The organism is Streptomyces sp. NPDC091416, from assembly GCF_044756845.1.
In the GTDB taxonomy this organism is placed as follows: Bacteria; Actinomycetota; Actinomycetes; order Streptomycetales; family Streptomycetaceae; genus Streptomyces.
This window is the reverse complement of the sequence record NZ_JBIVTU010000002.1, coordinates 287,354-310,003: the sequence shown is the minus strand read 5'-3', so window position 1 is coordinate 310,003 and position 22,650 is coordinate 287,354. Positions and strand designations below refer to the sequence as shown.

The window sequence follows — 22,650 nt, the reverse complement described above, 5'->3', positions numbered from 1 at the left end:
TTCGGGTGGCGGAAGCTCCCGGAGCCCCGATTGCGAGCTCCCCGATGAGCGCCGAAGAATCCCGTGCACGCCTGCGTCTCGATGCCGCGCTGGACCACCTGGCCGTCACGTTCGCCGGCCTGACAGCCCGCCCCGACGAGAACAACTGCGTGTGCCACTGGGGCGCCGCCGAGGAGCTCGCGCTGCTCAAGGTGGCGGACACGGAGCTGGAGCCCGACCTCCTGCGGCGCACCTGGCAGGCCCCCGACTGGCGCGACCACGCATCCGTCCTGCGCAGGATCCTGCCCCAGTTCGCCCGGTCCCTCGTCGCCGGTTGTGCCGGTCCCTGGTACGCGGAGGCGGGCTGGTCGTTCGCCCGGGGCCGGTGGGAGCAGTGGCCCGCCGCACAGGCCGGGGCGGTCCGGGAGTTCCTGCACGCCTGGTGGGCCCGCACCCTCATCGATCCCCGCCCCGTGGTGCCCGTCCCCGACGTCCTGGTCCTGGCCACCGGGGCGTCCGCCGCCGTCGCCCCGTGGCTCGGCGTCTGGGAGACGCTGACGGGACCACCGGCCGACGGACACCTCGCCGCCCTGGTCGAACGGTGGGAGTGGGAACTCATCGGAGACCAACTGCCCTGGAACTCCCGGGACGACAACGAGGAGGAGATCCGCACCGGGCTGACCTCCTGGCTGGTCCGCAACGCGCCCGCCCGCCTCCGGGCCCACGGCGCACCGGCGGAACTGCTCAACCGGATACGGCTGCTCGGCCTCGACGGCGCGGCCCGCTGGGAGGACCCGGGCTGGGACGGGCGGCCCTTCTGACCCAACGGGGCCGACGCCGCCCCGACGCCGCGCTACTCCCGCGGGAGTAACCGGGCCGCCGCACCCTCCCCGGCAGTAGCCGGGAAGTCGGCCCCCGGTGCGACGTATCGCCCCCGGCCCAAAGGGAGTCTGGACATGACCGGACACCCGTACGGAAGGGGGGCCTCGCATGAGGGCCGCAGCACAGGACGAGGACCAGCGGACACGGCCACGCGGCAGGTGGCGGATGCTGCCCTGGGCGGTCGTCGCGCTCTGGGCCGCCGTGATCGCGATCGCCGGCCCGGCGGCCGGCAAGCTCGGGGACGTACAGGTCAACCGCGCCGTCGACTATCTGCCGGCGAGCGCCGACTCCACCCAGGTGGCGAAGATCCAGGACATGCTGCCCGGCGGTGAGTCGACCGACCTCGTCCTCGTCTACCACCGCGACGGCGGACTGACCGCAGCCGACCGGGCCACGGCCGCCCGGCAGACCGCCGGGGTCGCCGCCGCCCACACCCTCACCGCGCCGCCGCGAGCCGTGCCCTCCGAGGACGGCACGACCCGGATGTACCCGGTCTCCACGACCGCGCCCGGCCAGGACGACGAGGCGCGGACCGCGTTCGTCGACGACGTGCGCGAGACCGTGAAGGGAGGCGGCGGACTGGGCGTCGAGGTCGGCGGGCCCGGAGCGCTGAACGCCGACGCGCAGAAGGTCTACGGCTCGCTCGGCGGACCGCTGCTGTACACGACCGTCGCGGTCGTCGCGATCCTGCTGATCCTCATCTACCGCAGCCCGCTGCTGTGGCTCGTGCCGCTCGCCGTCGCAGGCGTCGCCGACGCCCTGTCGATGGCGGTCGTCCACGGCCTCAACCGGGGCTTCGACGTCACCGTCACCGGCCAGAGCTCCGCCGTCATGACGATCCTCGTCTTCGGCGCGGGCACCGACTACGCCCTGCTGCTCGTCTCCCGCTACCGCGAGGAACTCACGCGCGCCGCCCGGCCGCACGAGGCGATGGCGGCGGCGCTGCGCGGCTGCGGCCCCGCCGTCCTCGCCTCCTCCGCCACCGTCGCGGCGGGCCTCCTGTGCCTCCTGGCCGCCGATCTCACCAGCAGCCGCGGCATGGGCCCCATCGCCGCCGTCGGGGTGCTGTGCGCGCTCCTGGCGATGCTGACACTGCTTCCGGCCGTCCTGGTGCTCCTGGGCCGCCGGGTGTTCTGGCCCCTCGTTCCCGTGTACGGCTCCGAGCCGAAGAAGCGCCGCTCCCTCTTCGCCGCCATGGGCGGCTCGGCGGGGCGCCGGCCCGTCGCGGTCCTCGTGACCGGCGGGGTCCTGCTCGGCGCCCTGTCGCTCGGCGCGTTCAACCTGCCCGGCGACCTCAAGCAGGCGGACTCCTTCACCAGCACGCCGGACTCGGTCGCCGCCATGACGACCCTCGCCGACGCCTACCCCGGCCGCTCCAGCCAGCCGATCACCGTGCTCGCCCCCACCGACCGGGCCGGCGCCGCGCTGGCGAAGGCCCGTACGACCGAGGGCGTCGCCTCCGTCGAACGCGGCCGCAGCGGCGGCGGCTGGACCGAACTGTCCGTCGTCGCCGAGGCCCGGCCCGAGACCGCGGGGGAGCGGGACACCATCCGCGCCCTGCGCGAGAACCTGGACGGCAGCCATGTCGGCGGGCCCGGCGCCCAGCAGATGGACCTGGAGACGGCCAGCTCCCGGGACCTGGGGATCGTCGTCCCGCTCGTCCTGCTCTCCGTCCTGCTGATCCTGATCGTCCTGCTGCGCAGCCTCGTCGCCCCGCTGCTGCTCGTCGCCGCGGTCGTCGCGGTCTGGGGCGCCTCGCTCGGCATCGGCGGACTGCTCTTCGAACCGGTCCTCGGGCTCAGGGGCACCGACCCCGGGCTGCCGCTGCTCACCTTCGTCTTCCTGGTGGCCCTCGGCGTCGACTACGGCATCTTCCTGATGCACCGCGTCCGCGAGGAGGCCCGGCGCGGCGCCGGACCCACCGAGGCCGCGCTCACGGCCCTGCGCACCACCGGCGGCGTGATCGCCTCGGCGGGACTGGTCCTCGCCGCCACCTTCGCCGTCCTGACGAACATGCCGCTGACCTCCCTGGTCGAGATGGGCTTCGTCATCGCCGTGGGCGTCCTGCTCGACACCTTCCTCGTCCGCACCTACCTGGTGACCTCGGCGAGCGTGGCCCTGCAAAGGAGGATGTGGTGGCCCGGAGCGCTCAGCCGGACCCCGGTCGCACCCGCCCCGCGCGAACCGGAACTCGTCGGGACGCCCTGACAGTGCCCCGCCCCGTACCGGAGGATGGCGGCGTGTCCACCACCGCACGCCGCCGCGAGCGCATCCTGGCCGTCGTCAACCGCGATCCGATGCACGCGCCGCACAAGACGCGCACCGACGCCCTCGTGGCCGTGGGCGCCGGTGCGCTCTCCGCCACCCTCGCCCTGTTCGCCGACGACGCCGTCGCGCCCGACGCGCTCGGCTGGCTCCTGCTGACGGCGAGCGCCGCACCGCTCGTGTGGCGGCGACGAAACCCCGTACTCGTCCTGCTCGCCATGGTCCCGCTGCTGATGCTCTACCACGGCCTCGACAACGCCCACACGGCCCCGATGCCGCAGACCTGGATCGCGCTCTACACCGTGGCCGTGACCGGCCGCCCGTTGCGCACCCTGCTCACCGGCATCGGCGTGACGTCCGTGATGGTGACGGTGGTGCTGAGCATCGACGCCCATCAGGGGCTCGAACTGCTGCGCATCTCCGGCTGGATCGTCGCCGTCCTGTTCTGCGGCGTGGACGTACGCATCTACCGCCAGTATGTGGCCTCCGTGCTGGAGCGCGCCGAACGTGCCGAACGGACCCGCGAGGAGGAGGCCGGGCGGCGGGTCGCCGAGGAACGGCTGCGGATCGCCCGCGACCTGCACGACCTGCTGGCCCACAGCATCACCCTCATCGGCGTGCAGACCTCGGTCGCCTCGCACATCCTGACCGTCGACCCGGAACGGCTGGACCGCCGGGCGATCGCCGCGTCACTCGACGACATCGCGGACACCTGCCGCGAGGCGAGGGCGGAACTCCGGACCACCCTCCAGGTGCTCCGCGACACCGGGCAGGGCGACCGGCACGACACGGCCGGCCCGCTGCCCGGTCTGGCCGCGCTGCCCGGCCTCGTACGGGCCGCCGAGGCCGCCGGGGCCCGGGTCGACCTCCGGGTGCGGGTACCCGACGGCCGCCTCGCCCCGGCGACCGGAGCGGCCGCCTACCGCATCGTGCAGGAGTCCCTGACGAACGCGGTACGGCACGCGGGCCCCGGCGCCCGCGTCGTCGTCGCCGTCGGGCCCGCCGACGCGGGCACCCTGCGGGTCACAGTCACCGACGACGGCACCGGCCCGGTGGACGAGGTCTCCCCGCCCGGCTTCGGCATCCTGGGGATGCGGGAGAGGGCCCGCAGCACGGGCGGCACACTGGCCGCAGGGCCCCGCCCCGGCGGCGGCTTCGAGGTCTCGGCGCTGCTGCCCTTCCGGGAACAGGGCGACGAGCGGCCCGCCGTCCCCGCGCCCGTTCCGTTGCGGGAACAGGGCGACGGGCAGCCCGCCGTCCCCGCGCCCGTTCCGTCGCGGGAAGAGGGCGACGGGCGGCCCGCCGTCCCCGCGTCCGTTCCGTCGCGGGAAGAGGGCGACGGGCGGCCCAGCGCAGGCGTTGACCCGTTGCGGGAACAGGGCGACGGGCGGCCCGCCGCACCCGCCCCCGCACATCAGGCCCCCGCACATCAGGCCCCCGAGCACCGGGCCCGGACAACGGAGACCGCCTCATGATCCGCGTACTGCTCGCCGACGACCAGACCCTCGTCCGGGCGGCGTTCGCGATGCTCGTCGGCTCCGACCCGGGCATGGAGGTCGTCGGAGAGGCCGCCACCGGTCTCGAAGCCGTCGCGCTCGCCCGCTCCGCCCGCGCCGACCTCGTCGTGATGGACATCCGGATGCCCGAGCTCGACGGCATCGAGGCGACCCGTCGCATCGCCGCCGACGAGGACCTGGCCGGAGTGAAGGTCCTCGTCCTGACCACGTACGACACCGACGACCACATCGTCGACGCGCTGCGCGCCGGAGCCTCCGGCTTCCTGGTCAAGGACACCCGGCCCGCCGACCTCCTCGCCGCGATCCGGACGGTCGCCGCGGGCGAGGCCCTGCTCTCACCGGGCCCGACCGCGCGGCTGATCGCCCGGGTCCTCAGCGCACCGCGGCCCCCGGCGGGCATCGGCCCCGGCGGCCCCGGCATGCTCTCCGACCGGGAACGCCAGGTCCTGGCCCTCGTCGCACGCGGCCTCAACAACACCGAGATCGCCGAAGCCCTCGGCCTCAGCCCGCTCACCGCCAAGACCCACGTCAGCCGGATCATGGGCAAGCTGGCCGCCCGCGACCGGGCCCAGCTCGTGATCGTCGCCTACGAATCCGGGCTCGTCGTGCCCGCGGGCGGCGGCGCGGAGGCCGGCTGACCGGACCGGCTTGCGGGGCCGGGCCCGCCGGGCCGGCCGCGTACCGGACAATGGAGCCATGAGCTTGTTCCGGGACGACGGCGTGGTGCTCCGCACGCAGAAGCTGGGCGAGGCCGACCGGATCATCACGATCCTGACCCGCGGCCACGGCCGGGTACGGGCCGTGGCGCGCGGCGTACGGCGCACGAAGTCGAAGTTCGGGGCCCGGCTGGAGCCGTTCTCCCACGTGGACGTGCAGTTCTTCGCCCGCGGCAGCGAGCTGGTCGGGCGCGGACTGCCGCTCTGCACCCAGAGCGAGACGATCGCTCCGTACGGCGGCGGCATCGTCACGGACTACGGGCGCTACACCGCCGGCACCGCGATGCTGGAGACCGCCGAACGCTTCACGGACCACGAGGGCGAGCCCGCGGTCCAGCAGTACCTGCTGCTGGTGGGCGGCCTGCGCACCCTGGCCCGCGGGGAGCACGAGCCGAACCTCATCCTCGACGCCTTCCTGCTGCGCTCCCTCGCGGTCAACGGCTACGCCCCGAGCTTCGTCGACTGCGCCCGGTGCGGAATGCCCGGTCCGAACCGGTTCTTCTCCGTCGCGGCGGGCGGCGTCATCTGCGGCGACTGCCGGGTACCCGGCAGCGTCGTACCCTCGGCGGAGGCCGTCACCCTGCTGAGCGCACTGCTCTCCGGCGACTGGGAGACGGCGGACGCGTGCGAGGCACGTCATGTCAGGGAGGGGAGCGGGCTGGTTTCCGCCTACCTGCACTGGCATCTGGAGCGCGGGCTGCGTTCGCTGCGGTACGTGGAAAAGTAGACACAGGGAGACGGAAAAGCTCATGGCAGTACGCGGAATCCTCGGCGGCCGCAACCGGCGGGACTACAAGACCCCGGAGCCGCACCCGTCCGGCGCCGTGCCCCCGAAGATCCCCGGCGAGCTGGTGCCCAAGCACGTCGCCGTCGTGATGGACGGCAACGGCCGCTGGGCCAAGGAGCGGGGCCTGCCGCGCACCGAGGGCCACAAGGTCGGCGAGGGCGTCGTCATGGACGTGCTCAAGGGCTGCATCGAGATGGGCGTCAAGAACCTCTCGCTGTACGCGTTCTCCACGGAGAACTGGAAGCGGTCCCCGGAGGAGGTGAAGTTCCTCATGAACTTCAACCGGGACGTCATCCGCCGCCGCCGCGACGAGATGGACGAACTCGGCATCCGGATCCGCTGGGTCGGCCGCATGCCGAAGCTGTGGAAGTCCGTCGTCCAGGAGCTCCAGGTCGCCCAGGAGCAGACCAAGGACAACGACAGGATGACGCTGTACTTCTGCGTCAACTACGGCGGCCGGGCCGAGATCGCTGACGCCGCGCAGCGGATCGCCGAGGACGTGGCGGCCGGGAAGCTCGACCCGTCGAAGGTCAACGAGAAGACGTTCGCGAAGTACATCTACTACCCGGACATGCCGGACGTCGACCTCTTCGTCCGCCCCAGCGGCGAGCAGCGCACGTCCAACTACCTGATCTGGCAGAGCGCGTACGCCGAGATGGTCTTCCAGGACGTGCTGTGGCCGGACTTCGACCGCCGCGACCTGTGGCGGGCCTGTCTCGAATTCGCCCAGCGCGACCGGCGCTTCGGTGGTGCGGTGGAGGCGGCGGGCGCCGCGGAGTCCTCGGGGAGCTGAACCGGCGGGGCCCCGGGGGCGCCGCCCCCGGGGTCAGCCCTCGGCGTTCGCGCACTCCACGCACGTACCGAAGACCTCGACCGTGTGTGCCACGTTCACGAAGCCGTGCTGGGCCGCGATGGTCTCGGCCCACGTCTCCACCGCCGGGCCCTCGACCTCGACGGCCTTGCCGCACATCCGGCAGACCAGATGGTGGTGGTGGTCGCCCGTCGAGCACCGGCGGTAGACGGATTCGCCCTCGGTGGTGCGCAGTACGTCGACCTCGCCCGCGTCCGCGAGGGACTGCAGGGTGCGGTAGACGGTGGTCAGACCGACCGAGTCGCCGCGGTGCTTGAGCACGTCGTGCAGGTCCTGGGCGCTGCGGAACTCGTCCACCTCGTCGAGCGCAGCGGCCACCGCTGCCCGCTGCCGGGTCGACCGGCCGCGTACCGGTGCAGCGTTCGTTCCACTGATCGGCGCCGTCGCCACAGGAGCCTCCTCGTGTCGCCCGTACGTATGTCGGGCCATTGTGCCAGTCCGCACCGGCGGCGGGGTCAGACCGACCGCACAGGTGCGTCGTCCGCGGCCGGGCGGGTCGCCGGTACTTCCAGGGTGCACCGCTCGTCCGCCGTTTCGCGGCGGCGGGCCCGGATCCGGGCCAGCGGGGCGGCGAGCAGGGTCAGGGCGATGAACACCCCGATGGCCAGCAGCACGATCGTCGCGCCGGGCGGGACGTCCTGGTAGTACGACGTGATGGTGCCGGCCAGCGTCACCGCGACACCGGTGACGACCGAGAGCACGAACGTCACCTTGAACGACCGCGTGATCTGCTGCGCGGCGGCGACCGGGACCACCATCAGGGCGCTGACCAGCAGCAGCCCCACGACCCGCATCGCGACGGTGACGGTGACCGCGGCGGTGACCGCGATCAGCAGGTTCAGTACGCGCACCGGGAGCCCGGTGACCCGGGCGAACTCCTCGTCCTGGCTGACGGCGAACAGCTGCCGCCGCAGCCCCACCGTCACCAGCAGCACGAACGCCGCCAGCAGGGCGATCGCGGTGATGTCCTCGGAGGAGACCGTGGACAGCGAGCCGAAGAGGTACGAGGTGAGGTTGGCGTTGGAGCCGGTGTCGGAGAGGTTGATCAGCAGGACACCGCCCGCCATGCCACCGTAGAAGAGCATCGCCAGGGCGATGTCGCCGCGGGTGCGTCCGTACCAGCGGATGAGTTCCATCGTGACCGCGCCGACGACGGCGACGGCGGTGGCCATCCAGACCGGGCTGGTGGACAGCAGGAAGCCGAGGCCGACGCCGGTCATCGCGATGTGGCCGATGCCGTCGCCCATCAGGGCCTGCCGGCGCTGCACCAGGTAGATGCCGACGGCGGGGGCGATGACGCCGACCAGCACGGCGGCGATCAGGGCCCGCTGCATGAAGGGTGGGGTGAGGAATTCCATGATCAGCTCAGCAGTCCCGTCCGGACGGGCTCGGAGGCCGCGTGGGGGTGTACGTGGTCGTGGCCCGGCAGGGCGTGCTGCCCCAGGGCCTTCGGGGGCGGGCCGTCGTGCATCACGCAGCCGTCGCGCAGCACGATGGCCCGGTCGATCAGGGGCTCCAGCGGGCCGAGCTCGTGCAGGACGAGCAGCACGGTGGTGCCGGCCGCGACCTGCGCGCGCAGGGTCTCGGCGAGGATCTCCTGGCTGGCCAGGTCGACGCCGGCCATCGGCTCGTCCATGATCAGCAGTTCGGGTTCGGAGGCGAGCGCGCGGGCGATCAGTACGCGCTGGTGCTGACCGCCGGAGAGTGCGTCCACCGAGTCCTTGGCACGGTCGGCGAGGCCGACGAGCGCGATGGCGCGGTCGACGGCGGCCCGGTCGGTCCTGCGCGGCAGTCCCAGCCGGGTGCGCGAGAGCCGCCCGGAGGAGACGACCTCACGGATCGTGGCGGGCACCCCGCCGGCCGCGGTGGTGCGCTGCGGTACGTAGCCGACCCGGGCCCAGTCGCGGAAGCGGCGCAGCGGGGTGCCGAAGAGCTCGACGGTGCCGCCGGTGAGCGGGACCTGGCCGATGACGGAGCGTACGGCGGTCGACTTGCCGGAACCGTTGGCACCGAGCAGCGCGACGACCTCGCCGCGGCGCACGGTCAGGTCGACGCCGCGCAGCACGGGGCGTGCGCCGAGGGTGGCCGTGGCGTCGCGCACGACGATCACGGGGGCGGGTGTGGTGCTCGGTGCGGTGCTCTGGGGCTCGGGCACGATCGCCTCCGGTGCTGCTGCGCGGTTCGGGTCGGCCGGGTCGGTGGAGTGGTTCACTTCGCGCCGAGCGCCTTCTGGAGGGCGGCGAGGTTGGATTCCATGACCTCGATGTAGTCATCGCCCTTGGACTTGCCGGTGATTCCCTCCAGCGGGTCCAGGACGTCGGTCCTCAGGCCGGTGTCCCGGGCGACGGTCCTGGCCGTCTTGTCGCTGGCGAGGGTCTCGAAGAAGACGGTGGTGACCTTCTTCTCCTTCGCGATGGCGTGCAGGGCGCTGATCCGGGCGGGGCTGGGCTCGGCCTCGGGGTCGATGCCGGCGATGCCCTCCTGGGTGAGGCCGTAGCGCTCGGCCAGGTACCCGAAGGCGGAGTGGGTGGTGATGAACGTCCTGGTGGCGGTGTTCTTCAGCCCGTTCCCGTACGCGGTGTCGAGCGCGTCGAGCCGGGTGACCAGGGCGTCGGTGTTCTTGCGGTAGTCCGCTGCGTGGTCCGGGTCGGTCTTCTCCAGGGACGCGCCCACCCCCTTGGCGACCTGGGCGTACTTCACCGGGTCCAGCCAGATGTGCGGGTCCGCGCCTGCCTCCTCGCCCTCGTGCTCGTGGGCGTGCTCCTCGCCGCCGACCTCGGCGCCGTGGTCCTCCAGCGTGGTGAGCTTCGCGGCGTCGACCGTGTGCGCGGACTCGGAGAGCCTGATCGCGTCGTCGACGGCGGGCTGGAGACCCTTGAGGTAGAGGATGTAGTCCGCGTCGCTCAGACCGCCGACCTCCCGCGGGCTGAGCTCCAGGTCGTGGGGCTCCACGCCCGGCTTGGTCAGAGTGGAGACGGAGACGTGGTTCCCGCCTATCTGCTCGGCCAGGAACTGCATCGGGTAGAAGGACGCCACCACGTTCAGCTTGTCGCCGCTCTTGCGGTCGGCGGTGTCGGAGGCCGAGCAGGCGGAGAGGGCGGTGAGGCCGAGGACGACTGCTCCGGCGACGACGGTCGTGGGTATGAGGCGGCGTACGTTCATGACAGTCATTTTCAACAAAAGTGGAAACGATTGTCAACAAGGCCGATGAGATGCTCCGGGGCGGGCCGCTCGGCGGGCCGGTCCGATACCGATTTGATCGAAGGGGCGTGCCCGCCGGTAATCTGAGGCATCCGCGCACCCGTCTCCCGAGCCCACCCCCCACCGAGGCGCTTCGCGTCAGCCCTGTCCAGTTCCGTCGTCGTAATGAAGAGAGCACCGTGGCCGCCGACAAGATCGACTCCATCGTCAGCCTGAGCAAGCGCCGTGGCTTCGTCTACCCCTGCAGTGAGATCTACGGTGGCCAGCGGGCCGCCTGGGACTACGGGCCGCTGGGTGTCGAGCTCAAGGAGAACCTCAAGCGTCAGTGGTGGCGCTACATGGTCACCTCGCGCGAGGACGTGGTCGGACTCGACTCCTCGGTCATCCTGGCCCCCGAGGTGTGGGTGGCCTCCGGCCACGTCGCCACGTTCTCCGACCCGCTGACCGAGTGCACCTCCTGCCACAAGCGCTACCGCGCGGACCACCTGGAGGAGGCGTACGAGGAGAAGCACGGCAAGCCGCCGGTCAACGGCCTCGCCGACCTCAACTGCCCCAACTGCGGCAACAAGGGCACCTTCACCGAGCCCAAGCAGTTCTCCGGCCTGCTCTCCACGCACCTCGGCCCGACCCAGGACTCCGGCTCGGTGGCCTACCTGCGCCCCGAGACCGCCCAGGGCATCTTCACCAACTTCGGCCAGGTGCAGCAGACTTCCCGCAAGAAGCCGCCGTTCGGCATCGCGCAGATGGGCAAGTCCTTCCGGAACGAGATCACTCCGGGCAACTTCATCTTCCGCACCCGCGAGTTCGAGCAGATGGAGATGGAGTTCTTCGTCAAGCCGGGCGAGGACGAGCAGTGGCAGGAGTACTGGATGGAGCAGCGCTGGAACTGGTACACCGGCCTCGGCATGCGCGAGGAGAACATGCGGTGGTTCGAGCACCCCGCGGAGAAGCTCTCCCACTACTCCAAGCGCACCGCTGACATCGAGTACCGCTTCCGCTTCGGCGGCAGCGAGTGGGGCGAGCTGGAGGGCGTCGCCAACCGCACGGACTACGACCTCAAGGCGCACTCCAAGGCGTCCGGCACCGACCTGCAGTTCTACGACCAGGAGGCCGGCGAGCGCTGGACCCCCTACGTCATCGAGCCCGCGGCCGGCGTCGGCCGCGCGATGCTGGCCTTCCTCCTGGACGCCTACGTCGAGGACGAGGCGCCCAACGCCAAGGGCGTCATGGAGAAGCGCACCGTGATGCGCCTCGACCCGCGCCTGGCGCCGGTCAAGGTCGCGGTCCTGCCGCTGTCCCGCAACCCGCAGCTCTCGCCGAAGGCCAAGGGCCTCGCGGCCGACCTGCGGCAGAACTGGAACATCGAGTTCGACGACGCGGGCGCCATCGGCCGCCGCTACCGCCGCCAGGACGAGATCGGCACCCCGTTCTGCGTCACCGTCGACTTCGACACCCTCGACGACAACGCGGTGACCGTGCGCGAGCGCGACACCATGAAGCAGGAGCGCGTCTCGCTGGACCAGATCCAGGCGTACCTCGGCTCCCGTCTGCTGGGCTGCTGACGGGCTCCACCCGTAGCGCGCGAAGCCCCCGGTTCCCCGTACTCCCGTACGGAGCCGGGGGCTTCGTGCACACTGGGCACACTCGCCCTCAGGAGGCCCGGATGCCGTCCATGACCACGAGCAAGGTCAGCAGATGGGACCAGCACGGCCGTGAACACGTCGTTCACGTGCGGAAGTCGGGTGTTCGGCGGCAGCTGAGCTGCGACACCTGCGACTGGAACAAGGCGGTGCAGTTCCTGCCGTGGCTCAAGGCGGAGGAGCACCTCGCCGAGGCCCACCAGGCGACGGTCGACCCCTCGGCGACGTAGGGGACCCCCTGTGCCGGGCAGAAAACACGGTGCCGCGGCCCGAGGGGGCCGGGTACCTTTGCGGCATGTATGCGTTCTTCCAGATCTACGAGTGAGAGTGCGGCGGGTCCGAGCACCCGCCGCCCATCGGAACGATTCAGGGTCTTCGCAGACCTCACTTTCACCACGAATGGGAGAACCCCGTGGCCAAGAGCCGAAACAACCTTCTCGGCGTCGGCGGACAGCGCAAGAAGGTGTCGCGCGCCGAGCAGCAGGGCGCCGGGCCCGAGCGCAACGCCGACCGCAAGACGGCCGCCGAGCAGAAGGCGGAGCTGCTGCGCAGGATGCGTGAGCGCACCGCCGGTACCGAGGCCGGGCCGTCGGACGCCGCCGTCCCCGCCGGGCAGGACGCCCCGGAGCAGGACGCGCCCGCCCAGGGCTGACCTCCTTCGCGGAGAGCGGTTCGCACCACCCGTACGACCGTGGGCCCGGAACACCTCAGGTGTTCCGGGCCCACGCCCGTATCCGCGCGCCCCGCTCTCACGCCACCCTGCGCGGCAGCCGCAGGCTCAGCAGGGCCGTCAGGGCGACCGCCGCGAGCTGGACCAGCAGCGTCACGATCAGCGCGTCCCGCATGCCCGAGCCCGGCGCCAGCGCCAGGAACAGCGAACCGAGCGTCGCCACACCCAGTGCCAGCGCCGCCTGCTGGGTCGTCGTCATGACGCCGCCGCCCACCCCGGCCCGCTCCGGTGGCACGTCCGACAGGACGATGCGGAACAGGACGGGCAGTTGGAGGCCCTGGCCGAAGCCGGCGATCGCCAGCCCCGGCATCAGGCCGAGGAGGCCCAGGCCCGACCAGCCGCGCCACACCGTGAGGGCGAGCACGACGACGCCGGCCGCCTGGATCAGCCCGCCGGCCGTCACCACGCGGCTGCCGTGACGGCGCACCAGCCGCGGACCGGCCAGCGAGGCCGCGAAGAAGGCCACCGCCATCGGCGCCATCGACAGTCCCGACTCCGCCGGGCCCAGCCTCAGTCCCTGCTGGAGCGCGACGGCGATGACGAACATGAAGCCGCCGAAGCCGATCGAGAACGGCACCACCAGCGCCAGCCCGCGCCGCAGCGATTCGAGCCGCAACAGGCTCGGCGGGACCAGCGGGACCAGTCCGCGCCGGTCCGCCCGCCGCTCCACCCGGTAGAAGGCGACCGCGGCGAACGGGAACAGTGCCAGCGAGACCCAGGTCCACAGCGGCCAGCCCGCCGCCCGTCCCTCGGTGAGCGGGGCCAGCAGCGTCATCAGCGACACGGCGAGCAGCAGCGTGCCCGGTACGTCGACGGGGGCCGGCCGTTCCGAACGCGTCTCCGGGACCGCGCGCGCCGCCAGGACCAGCCCGACGGCCGCCACCGGCACGTTGACCAGGAACACCGAACGCCAGCCCGCGCTCTCGCCGAACACCGACGACAGCGGCGCGGCGGCGACGAGCACCCCGCCCAGGATCTGGCCCGCGACCATGGAGAGCCCGGCCGTGGCCCCGTACAGGCTCATCGCCCGGGCCCGCCGGTGGCCCGAGGTGGCCGCCTGGATGGTGGCGAGCACCTGCGGCAGCATCAGCGCCGCCGCGGCGCCCTGGGCCACCCGCGCCCCGACCAGCGTCCAGGCGTCCGGCGCCAGTCCGCAGGCCAGCGAGGTGAGCCCGAACGCGGCCATGCCCAGCAGGAAGAGCCGGCGCCGGCCGGCCATGTCGCCGAGGCGGCCGCCGAGGACGAGCAGGACGGCGTACGAGAGCCCGTACCCGGCGACCACCAGTTCCAGCAGCGCGGGACCCGCGGCCAGGTCGTGGTCGATGGTGGGCAGGGCGACGTTGACGATGAAGAAGTCGATCAGGGGGAGGGCGGCGCCCAGCAGCACGGTGAACAGCCCCAACGCACCGAGCACCGGGGCGGGGTGGTCGCGCCGCACCACGGGGCCGGCGGTGGCGGATGTCTTCGGGCGTACGGAGGATTCACTCACGACGGATTCACTCACGACACCGACGATCGCTCTTCCCGGAGCCTGGTACCAGAGTGTCTTTATCCTGGTACCAGAAGCACCTGTCACGGCTTCGGCCGGTCCCGCATGCTGGAGGTATGACGACTATGGCGACGGTGGTCCGGAGGGGCCCGGAAGCGCGGCAGGGTCCGGCGGCCGAAGCCCCGGACGCGTCCGGGACCGAGATCCGGCGGCACGAGCTCGCGGACTTCCTGCGCAGCCGCCGGGAGCGGATCACCCCGGAACAGGTGGGGCTTCCCCGGGGCAGCCGCAGGCGCACCCCAGGGCTGCGCCGCGAGGAGGTCGCCCAGCTCTCGGCCGTCGGCGTCACCTGGTACACCTGGCTCGAACAGGCCCGCGGCATTCAGGTCTCGCCCCAGGTTCTCGACGCGCTCGCCCGCGCCCTGCTGCTGGACCGCAGCGAGCGCACCCATCTGTTCTCCCTCGCGGGGGCCGTCGACCCGGCGCCCGGCACCGAGTGCCCGAGCATCACGCCGGCGCTGCGCGCCCTGCTGCGACAACTGGAGCCGATCCCCGCCTGCGTGCAGAACAGCCGGTACGACATCCTCGCCCACAACCGCACCTACGGCCGGATGCTGTGCGACATGGACGCCGTCCCGGTCGCGGACCGCAACGTCATGCTGCTGGCCTTCACGAACGAGGAATGGCGCACCTCCGTCATGGACGTGGCCGCGGTGACGCGTCTCATGACCGCGAAGTTCCGTGCGTCGATGGCCGGGCACCTCGCCGAGCCCTCCTGGAAGGCCCTGCTCAAACGCCTGGAGGCGGCATCGCCGGAATTCCGGGAGACCTGGGCGCGACACGAGGTCCTCGGCCCCGGCGCCCGGTCCAAGATCTTCCGCAACGCGCACGTGGGGCTGCTGCGGCTGGAGACCACCGACCTCTGGCTCGGCCCGTCGTCCGGACCGAGGCTCGTCACGTACGCGCCACGCGACGAGGAGACCCGCGAGCGGCTGGAGCGGCTCCAGGCGTTCGTGGCCGAGGTCGAGGGCTGACCGGCGGGTTGCGAGCGTGGGGGCCGGCTTCAGGGCTTGGTGGCCGGGGCCGAGGGCTGAGCCGCGGGTGTGAGCGCGCGTGGGCTTCAGGTCCTGGTCGTCGATGCCGATGACTGACTGCGGAGGCGCGGGGCCGGCTTCAGGGCTTGGTGGCGGGGGCCGAGTGCTGACCCGCGGGTCGCGAGCGTGGGGGCCGGCTTCAGGTCCTGGTGGTCGATGTCGACGACTGACCCGCAGGTGCGCCGGGCGGGGCCGCGGCCGCGGGTTCCTCCAGCCGTTCCGCGGTACGGCGGGCGGTGCCGCGGGCCCAGCGTCCGCTGCTCACCGTGCCGACCAGCAGGACGCACACCCCGCAGCCGGTGATGATCCACCAGGCGGCCCTGCTCGCCCCGACGAAGTCGCCCGCCGCCCCGGTGCCGTACGAGGAACCGGCGTCGGCCACGCCCGCCGCGAGGACCGCGCCGATCACGGCGACGCCCAGCGTCTGGCCGATCTGGCGGCTGGTCGAGGCGACCGCCGCGGCGACGCCCGCCTGGGAACGGGGCATGCCGGAGACGGCGGTGTTGGTGATGGGCGCGTTCACCGCGCCGAAGCCGAGCCCGAACAGCACATACGCGGTGAACATCGACGCCGTGCCGGTCTCCGCGTCGAACGCGGCGAACATCAGCCCGCTGGCCGCCATCGCGACGCCCGCGAGCAGCAGCGGGATACGCGGTCCGCGACTGGCGACGAGCCGGCCCGAGAACGGCGACAGGACGCAGACCACGGCCGCCATCGGCAGCATGTGGAGACCGGCGTCGAGTGCGCTGAGCCCCCGGACGTCCTGGAGATAGAGGGTGTTGAGGAAGAGGAAGCCACCGAGAGCGGCGAACGCGCTGACCGCGATGACGGTGGCCCCGCTGAAGGGGACGCTGCGGAAGAAGCGCAGATCGATCAGCGGGTCGGTACGCCGGGCCTCGTACACCAGCAGACCCGTCAGGGAGGCCGCCGCGAGCGCGGCGAAGCACAGGATCTCCGCCGACGCCCACCCCTTCTGCGGCGCCTCGATGATCGCGTACGTCAGCGAGCCCAGCAGTGTGATCACCAGCAGCTGGCCCACCGGATCCGGGCGGCGCGCCTTCGGGGCGCGGGACTCGGAGACGTACCGCCAGGTCAGCAGCAGGGCGGCGATGCCGATCGGCAGGTTGACCCAGAAGATCGACCGCCAGCCGACCGAATCGACGAGGAGGCCGCCGACCACGGGCCCCGCCGCCATGGAGATGCCGACGACAGCACCCCAGACGCCGATCGCCCGCGCGCGTTCGCGGGGGTCGGTGAAGGTGTTGGTGATGATCGACATCGCCACCGGGTTGAGCATGGAGCCACCGACGGCCTGCACCATCCGGAACGCGATGAGCGCCTCCAGGCTGGGCGCCAGCGAGCAGAGCGCCGAGCCCACGGTGAACAGGACGAGCCCGGCCATGAAGACCTTGCGCCTGCCGATCCGGTCCGCGGTGGAACCCGCGAGCATCAGCAGGGAGGCAAGGACGAGCGTGTACGCGTCGATCGTCCACTGCATCCCGGCGACGCTCGCGTCCAGGTCATGGCGCATGGCGGGCAGGGCGACGTTGAGGACGGTGTTGTCGAGGCTGACGATCAGAAGGCTCATGCAGCAGATCGCCAGTACGAGCATCCGCCGCCGGTGGCTGAGCTCAGGCATGTATGGATAGTACGGCTAACTAACGACTTCCGCTGCCAGTACCCCGGCGACGCCGGCCACCAGCGGATGGTCCCCCGCGGCGTCCGCCTCGCGCTTGGTCGTCAGCACTGCCAGCACGACCGGGGCTCCGTCCGGTGTCCAGGCGATGCCCACGTCGTTGCAACTGCCGTACGAGCCGCCGCCGGTCTTGTCCGCGACGGTCCACTCGGGTGGCAGTCCGGCCCGGAAGCGGGTGCCGCTGGTCCGGCAGTTCAGCAGCCAGCCGGTCAGCCGCTCGCGGTCGCGGGGTTCCAGTACGCCTCCGAGCACGAGCCGGGCGTAGTCGCGGGCGATGGCGGCCGGGGTGGTGGTGTCCCTGCGCCGCCCGGGTTCGGCCGAATTGAGGTCCGGCTCCCACCGGTCGAGGCGTGTCACCGGATCGCCGATCGAGCGGCTGAAGCGGGTGACGGCGCGAGGGCCTCCGAGCTCGCGCAGCAACAGGTTGGCCGCGGTGTTGTCGCTGTCGCAGATCGCGGCGTCGCAGAGTTGCGCGACGGTCAGCCCGCTCGCGATGCATTCCGGGGTGTCGGTGACCCGGGAATCGGCAACGCAGTCCTCCTTCGTGTAGCGGACGAGCCGGCCGAGCACCTCGCCGTCGCGGTCCAGATCCCTCAGTACGGCCGCGGCGGCCAGGGTCTTGAACGTGGAGAGCATGGGGAACCGCTCGTCGGCCCGGTGGCGGACGGCGGCCCCGGTGGCCACGTTGTACGCGAACGCGCCGACCCGGGCGCCGTGGACGTGCTCCAGCTCCCGCAGCCGGGCGGCGGCGGAGCCGGGTCCCCGCGTCCGCGCGGCGGCCCGGGAGGGGCCCGCGGCGGCGACGAGCAGCGCGCCGGCCGCGCCTGCGCCGCCCAGCGAGAGCAGGGTGCGGCGGGAGGGTGATGCGGGGGCGGCGCCGGCCGAGGGGCGGATGGCGTTCGTGGAGCTGAGGTCCGTGGACGTGGGGTTCGTGGTCATCGTGTCCTTCGTTCACCGGATTCGCAACGACCCCTCACGCTACGTGTGCGCACTGACAGTGAGCCCGCGCCATGCGGCCGCCCGGCCCGCCGGAGCAGTTTCCGGCGTACGCGACAATGGGGGAATGACCACGCTCGCCCCCTCGCCCCAGCTGCTCCGCATCGGCCCGCACACCGTGCAGCCTCCGGTGGTCCTGGCCCCCATGGCCGGCATCACCAACGCCCCCTTCCGCACCCTGTGCCGGGAGTTCTCGGGCGGCAAGGGGCTGTTCGTCAGCGAGATGATCACGACGCGGGCGCTGGTCGAGCGCAACGAGAAGACCATGCAGCTCATCCACTTCGACGCGACCGAGACCCCGCGCTCGATCCAGCTGTACGGAGTGGACCCGGTCACGGTCGGCAAGGCCGTCCGCATGATCGTCGACGAGAACCTCGCCGACCACATCGACCTGAACTTCGGCTGCCCGGTCCCCAAGGTCACCCGCAAGGGCGGCGGCTCCGCGCTCCCGTACAAGCGGCCGCTGCTGCGCGCGATCCTCAACCAGGCGGTCTCCCACGCGGGCGACCTGCCGGTCACCATCAAGATGCGCAAGGGCATCGACGACGACCACATCACGTTCCTCGACGCCGGCCGGATCGCCGTCGAGGAAGGCGTCACGGCCGTCGCCCTGCACGGCAGGACGGCCGCCCAGCACTACGGCGGTACCGCCGACTGGGACGCCATCGCCCGGCTCAAGGAGCACGTCCCCGAGATCCCCGTCCTCGGCAACGGCGACATCTGGTGCGCGGACGACGCGCTGCGGATGATGCGCGAGACCGGCTGCGACGGCGTGGTCGTGGGCCGCGGCTGCCTGGGCCGCCCCTGGCTCTTCGGCGACCTGGTGAGCGCCTTCGAGGGTACGGAGACCCGGCAGGCGCCCTCCCTGCGCACCGTCGCGGACGTGATGCTGCGGCACGCGACGCTGCTGGGGGAGTGGATCGGTGACGAGACCCGCGGCGTGATCGACTTCCGCAAGCACGTGGCCTGGTACCTGAAGGGCTTCGCGGTCGGCTCCGAGATGCGCAAGAAGCTGGCGATCACCTCGTCGCTGGAGGAGCTCGGCTCCCAGCTGCACGAACTGGAGCTGGACCAGCCCTGGCCGGACGGCGCCGACGGCCCGCGGGGGCGTACCTCGGGCAACAACCGGGTGGTGCTCCCGGACGGCTGGCTGAAGGACCCGTACGACTGCTCGGGCGTCAGCGCGGACGCGGAACTGGACACCTCCGGAGGCTGACCCGCCCCACGCCAACCACTGTCGCCGAACCCGGGATTGACGGTCCGTCCGTTCGTTAGAATGCGTGACTCGGCCACAGTGGGGGATCGCGTGACGAGCGTTGTCTTTGTGCACGGTACGGGCGTACGGGAGGACTCGTACCGGAAGTCCTACCAGCGGGTCGCCCGGGGACTCGCGCGAGTACGGCCCGATGTGAACCTCGCGCCCTGCTACTGGGGCGACACCTACGGCGCGCACCTCGCGCTGGGCGGCGCCAGCTTCCCGGAACGGGACCAGGACCGGGCCCTGCCCGGCGCCGCCGCGGACGATCCGCTCGCCGTGTGGGCGCTGCTCGAACAGGACCCGCTCGCGGAGATCGAACTCCTCGCGGAGAGCGCCGGGGAGGACGAGGGCGGCGGTTTCGCACCCGGCCGCGCCGACCCGTGGGACGCCCTGGCCGCCCGGGTGCGCGCGCTCGCCGAGACCGGACCGGCAGTGGACACGCCGGACGACGGCGACGGCGCCGCCGCTCTCGCCGGGGAGCTGGGCCCCCAGCTGAGCGCCGCAGCCCTGCGCGTCGCCGAGGAGCTGTCACTGCGGCTGTCCGGCACCGCCCCGGGCCGCGACGCCGAGTCGATGGCCGCCCGCGCGGTCGTCGCGCTCGCGACCCGGCTGACCGAGCACGCCCAGGACGCCGAGGAGCCGCTGCCCGTCGACGGCGCGGACCGCGACGCCCTGGTCGGCCTGCTCACCGACCGCCTCGGCGGCACCGACCGGGGCCTCAAGGGTGCCGCGTCCTGGGTGGGCGGACGGCTGCTCGGTGACCCGTTCCTGTGGACCGTCTCGCCCGCCGTCCAGGCGGGCCGCCGCCGGATGACCGGCAAGATCCTCCCCGAGAGCGGAGACATCCTGCGCTACCAGGGCCGTGGAGCCGGGCTGCGCACGCGTATCGCCGATGTCGTGGCGCTGACCAGGGAGCGGGAGGACGGCCCCGTCGTCCTGCTCGCCCACAGTCTCGGCGGCATCGCCTCCTTCGACCTGCTGGCCATGGAGCCCTCCCACGGCGTCGACCTGCTGGTCACGGTCGGCTCGCAGGCGCCGTTCCTCTACGAGATCGACGCCCTGACCGGGCTGCGGCGCGGCGACGAACTGCCCGCCACGTTCCCGCGCTGGGTCAACGTGTACGACCGCCGGGACCTGCTCGGATTCGTCGGGGAGCGAGTGTTCCCCGGCCGGGTCACCGACGTGCGGGTGAACCTGCGCCAGCCCTTCCCCCGTTCCCACACCGGCTATTTCGCGCACCACGGCCTCTACGAGCGCATAGCGGCCGAGCTGCCGTGAGGCCCGCCGGGCACGACTGGCGGCGCACCCACGCGGTCGTCGTCGCGGTCGAGCAGTACGCGAGCCGGGGGGACGGCTGGGACCTGTCCGGCCCGGCGAACGACGCCGCCCGCATGATGCGATGGCTGCGGGACCGGGGCGTACCCCTGGGCCACATGCACCTGCTGGCCTCGCCCCTGGAACAGAACGAGGGGCTGCTCGCCGGCTTCACCGGGGTCCGGCGCACCACGGCGGACCGGATGCACGTCCGCCGCGTCTTCCAGGAGGAGCTGCGCCCCCTCGACGTCGACTGGCTCTGGGTGTACTGGGCCGGGCACGGGGTGCAGGCCGGGCACAACCGCTGGAGCCTGCTCTACCCGGAGTCCCGCGACGGCGATCCGCAGGGCGTCGACGCGGAGAACCTGATCTCCCTGCTGCGCACGGACCGGCTGCCCGCCCGCGCGGCCGAGCGGGCGGTCGTCGTCCTGGACGTCTGCCGTACGACCCTGAAGCCGGGCGAGCAGGCCCACGCCGCCGACCCCGACCCCCTCACCAACCGGACGGAGGCCAACGTCGCCCGCCCGTTGTTCGTGATGCGGGCGTCGAGGCCGGGCGAGGCCGCCAAGTCCGTCCACGGAGCGGGTCTCTTCACCTCGAAGCTGATGGATGAGCTGGAGGCGGGATCGAGGCGGGATCCGGCCGCCGCCCCCGACCTCGACGGGGTGTGGGGCCGGGTCCGGGGCCACTTCGTGGAGCTGGAGGCACGTGACGGTGCCGGCCAGGTGCCGACCGTACAGTGCAGCAACTGGAACGACGACAACGACGATTACGTACCCGGACGCCTCCCGGCCGCGCCGGCCACCGGGCAGAATCCCGCGCGCGACCGGCTGTCCCTGCTGGTCCGTGCCGTGCTCGCCGACGACGGCCCCGCCCTGGCCCGGGTCGCCTACGGACTCGGTGCGGAGCTGGGCACCGCACCGCCCTGCGACCCGCTCGGCATCGACGCCGCGGCGCTGGTCGACTGGGCGCTGACCCTCCCGCACGGCGTTCCCACGCTGATCCACCTGCTGGCGGCCGCGCCGGGCGGAGTGGACCCCGCCGATCTGGTGTCCATGAAGGCCGAAGGACACCAGCTGGCCCCCGACCGCTGGCTGCTGTGCGGCGAGCACGAGGCCCTGCTCGCGCTGCTCGAAGCCCAGCCCGCCGAGGTGGCGAAGGAGTTCGCGGACGCGGCCCGCAAGGAGGCGGTGGGGACCGACCTGACGGCGACCGTGCCGAGGCAGGTGGTCGACGACCTGGAGTCCCTGCTCCTCAACCTGCCCCGGCTGCCCCGGCTGCTGGGCGCGGTCGAGCGCGCCGCCGCGGCGGCCGGTGACGGTTCCTACGCCGAGGCGCTGCGGCTGTGGTCGGACGCGTGCGCGCAGCGCCTCGGCGGCGATCTGCCGGTCGTCCTGGCCGACCGGCGTGAGACCCTCGGCGAACAGGCAGCGGCCGCCGGAACGGGGGCCGTGGACGAACGGGTGCAGATCCGGCTCTCCGTGCCGTCCGGACCCGCCGGGCAGCGTACGTACCAGGTGTGGACGCACGGGGCCTCGGGCGCGGAGTCCGTCGAGGTCCGGGACGCGCCGGTTGAGCCGGCCGAGATCGAGCGCGCGGTGGAGACGATCCTGGACCGGCACGGGCGGGTGCACAGCACCCCGGTGGAGTTCTTCCTGGACGCCCGCGATCTCGAACTGGACGTCCACCGCTGGAAGATCGGGGCCGACGGCCCCTTCACCCGCTCGCTGGGCGCCGAGTTCCCGGTCGCCGTCCGCTGCACCGAGCACCGCTCCTCCCGGCGGGAACACCTCTGGCTCGGCCGCTGGGAGCAGGTGGCGGGCGCCCGGACCGGGGACCTGCACCGGCTCCCCGGCGACCTGCCCACGATGACGGCCGCCCACGGCTGTGTGAGCGCCCGGGAGGACGCGCCGGGCGTCGTCGTGGCCGCCGCCTCCCCGAACGCGGCCCCGCGCACGGATGTCTTCACCGCCTGCGTCTTCGGCGGCGTCCCCGTGATCGTCTGGTGCGGTCACGACGAACCGGAGCGCGGGGACGAGGAGTTGAAGGAACTCCTGACGGACTGTCCGCTGACGGAACTGCCCGCCCGGTTGCGTAGGCTGCGAGCGGACTGCGACGGCGACGACACGCACCCGCGCGGCGGGCTGGCCCTCCTCTGGGACGACCCGGAGCGGCAGCTGCCCCGTCGCCTCGATCTGTCCGCACCATGAGAAGC

19 protein-coding genes and 1 pseudogene are annotated in these 22,650 nt (G+C 72.6%); 13 read left to right on the top strand and 7 right to left on the bottom strand.

The features are described 5' to 3' along the window. Window positions 1-44 precede the first annotated feature (44 nt). The 6 genes and pseudogenes from ACIQMX_RS08315 (at window position 45) to ACIQMX_RS08290 (ending at window position 6,939) form a co-directional block, all read left to right on the top strand. Window positions 45-800 carry a hypothetical protein gene (locus ACIQMX_RS08315; protein ID WP_402475873.1) on the top strand — a complete coding sequence of 252 codons (756 nt, stop codon included), beginning with the start codon at window positions 45-47 and terminating at the stop codon, window positions 798-800. Window positions 801-969: 169 nt separating this feature from the next. Next, window positions 970-3,069: an MMPL family transporter gene (locus tag ACIQMX_RS08310; RefSeq protein ID WP_402475871.1), complete on the top strand. Its 2,100-nt coding sequence runs from the start codon at window positions 970-972 to the stop codon at window positions 3,067-3,069. A gap of 89 nt (window positions 3,070-3,158) precedes the next feature. Beyond that, window positions 3,159-4,304: pseudogene (locus tag ACIQMX_RS08305) on the top strand (sensor histidine kinase); the annotation flags it as partial. Between the two features lie 293 nt (window positions 4,305-4,597). Beyond that, window positions 4,598-5,281, top strand: coding sequence for a response regulator transcription factor (locus ACIQMX_RS08300; protein WP_363069592.1), 684 nt, complete (start codon window positions 4,598-4,600; stop codon window positions 5,279-5,281). 58 nt (window positions 5,282-5,339) lie between these two features. Further along, window positions 5,340-6,086, top strand: a complete 747-nt coding sequence (recO, locus tag ACIQMX_RS08295) for a DNA repair protein RecO (RefSeq protein WP_363069594.1) — start codon at window positions 5,340-5,342, stop codon at window positions 6,084-6,086. 22 nt (window positions 6,087-6,108) lie between these two features. Next, window positions 6,109-6,939 carry an isoprenyl transferase gene (locus tag ACIQMX_RS08290; protein ID WP_363069596.1) on the top strand — a complete coding sequence of 277 codons (831 nt, stop codon included), beginning with the start codon at window positions 6,109-6,111 and terminating at the stop codon, window positions 6,937-6,939. Between the two features lie 33 nt (window positions 6,940-6,972). Here the strand turns inward: ACIQMX_RS08290 and ACIQMX_RS08285 are convergent, their stop codons facing one another. The 4 genes from ACIQMX_RS08285 to ACIQMX_RS08270 all read right to left on the bottom strand — a co-directional run bounded on the left by ACIQMX_RS08285 (window position 6,973) and on the right by ACIQMX_RS08270 (window position 10,179). Continuing rightward, entirely contained in the window at window positions 6,973-7,407 is a 435-nt protein-coding gene (locus ACIQMX_RS08285) for a transcriptional repressor (RefSeq protein WP_363069598.1), read from the bottom strand. A 65-nt stretch (window positions 7,408-7,472) separates the two neighbouring features. Next, entirely contained in the window at window positions 7,473-8,375 is a 903-nt protein-coding gene (locus tag ACIQMX_RS08280; RefSeq protein WP_363069600.1) for a metal ABC transporter permease, read from the bottom strand. Between the two features lie 2 nt (window positions 8,376-8,377). Continuing rightward, the gene (locus tag ACIQMX_RS08275) at window positions 8,378-9,172 is read right to left on the bottom strand and encodes a metal ABC transporter ATP-binding protein (protein WP_402476479.1); all 795 of its coding nucleotides are present in this window, start codon (window positions 9,170-9,172) and stop codon (window positions 8,378-8,380) included. A 53-nt stretch (window positions 9,173-9,225) separates the two neighbouring features. Continuing rightward, the gene (locus tag ACIQMX_RS08270; RefSeq protein WP_402475868.1) at window positions 9,226-10,179 is read right to left on the bottom strand and encodes a metal ABC transporter substrate-binding protein; all 954 of its coding nucleotides are present in this window, start codon (window positions 10,177-10,179) and stop codon (window positions 9,226-9,228) included. Window positions 10,180-10,397: 218 nt separating this feature from the next. On the opposite strand from ACIQMX_RS08270, the gene ACIQMX_RS08265 reads away from it, so the two are divergent. From ACIQMX_RS08265 to ACIQMX_RS08255, 3 genes are all read left to right on the top strand, one after another. Continuing rightward, the gene (locus ACIQMX_RS08265) at window positions 10,398-11,780 is read left to right on the top strand and encodes a glycine--tRNA ligase (protein WP_363069604.1); all 1,383 of its coding nucleotides are present in this window, start codon (window positions 10,398-10,400) and stop codon (window positions 11,778-11,780) included. Between the two features lie 101 nt (window positions 11,781-11,881). Then, entirely contained in the window at window positions 11,882-12,088 is a 207-nt protein-coding gene (locus tag ACIQMX_RS08260; RefSeq protein ID WP_363069606.1) for a hypothetical protein, read from the top strand. A 182-nt stretch (window positions 12,089-12,270) separates the two neighbouring features. After that, a complete protein-coding gene (locus ACIQMX_RS08255) occupies window positions 12,271-12,510 on the top strand; it encodes a DUF6243 family protein (protein WP_402475865.1) in 240 nt (79 codons plus the stop codon). 97 nt (window positions 12,511-12,607) lie between these two features. Here ACIQMX_RS08255 and ACIQMX_RS08250 read toward each other — a convergent pair whose 3' ends face one another. Next, entirely contained in the window at window positions 12,608-14,029 is a 1,422-nt protein-coding gene (locus tag ACIQMX_RS08250) for an MFS transporter (RefSeq protein ID WP_402476476.1), read from the bottom strand. A 164-nt stretch (window positions 14,030-14,193) separates the two neighbouring features. Here ACIQMX_RS08250 and ACIQMX_RS08245 point away from each other — a divergent pair, with 164 nt between their 5' ends. After that, window positions 14,194-15,111, top strand: a complete 918-nt coding sequence (locus tag ACIQMX_RS08245) for a helix-turn-helix transcriptional regulator (protein ID WP_402475863.1) — start codon at window positions 14,194-14,196, stop codon at window positions 15,109-15,111. 199 nt (window positions 15,112-15,310) lie between these two features. Here ACIQMX_RS08245 and ACIQMX_RS08240 read toward each other — a convergent pair whose 3' ends face one another. Both ACIQMX_RS08240 and bla read right to left on the bottom strand, forming a co-directional pair. Beyond that, window positions 15,311-16,810 carry an MFS transporter gene (locus tag ACIQMX_RS08240; RefSeq protein ID WP_402475861.1) on the bottom strand — a complete coding sequence of 500 codons (1,500 nt, stop codon included), beginning with the start codon at window positions 16,808-16,810 and terminating at the stop codon, window positions 15,311-15,313. Between the two features lie 15 nt (window positions 16,811-16,825). Beyond that, window positions 16,826-17,806 carry a class A beta-lactamase gene (bla, locus tag ACIQMX_RS08235; RefSeq protein WP_402475860.1) on the bottom strand — a complete coding sequence of 327 codons (981 nt, stop codon included), beginning with the start codon at window positions 17,804-17,806 and terminating at the stop codon, window positions 16,826-16,828. Window positions 17,807-17,930: 124 nt separating this feature from the next. On the opposite strand from bla, the gene dusB reads away from it, so the two are divergent. From dusB to ACIQMX_RS08220, 3 genes are all read left to right on the top strand, one after another. Next, window positions 17,931-19,079 (top strand): tRNA dihydrouridine synthase DusB, encoded by a 1,149-nt coding sequence (gene dusB / locus ACIQMX_RS08230; protein ID WP_402475859.1) that lies wholly within the window; start codon window positions 17,931-17,933, stop codon window positions 19,077-19,079. Window positions 19,080-19,169: 90 nt separating this feature from the next. Beyond that, complete coding sequence (locus tag ACIQMX_RS08225) at window positions 19,170-20,399, top strand: hypothetical protein (protein WP_363069616.1); 1,230 nt, start codon at window positions 19,170-19,172, stop codon at window positions 20,397-20,399. Next, window positions 20,396-22,645 carry a caspase family protein gene (locus ACIQMX_RS08220; protein WP_402475857.1) on the top strand — a complete coding sequence of 750 codons (2,250 nt, stop codon included), beginning with the start codon at window positions 20,396-20,398 and terminating at the stop codon, window positions 22,643-22,645. The genes ACIQMX_RS08225 and ACIQMX_RS08220 overlap by 4 nt, the downstream gene beginning before the upstream one ends. The last annotated feature ends 5 nt before the right edge of the window (window positions 22,646-22,650 follow it).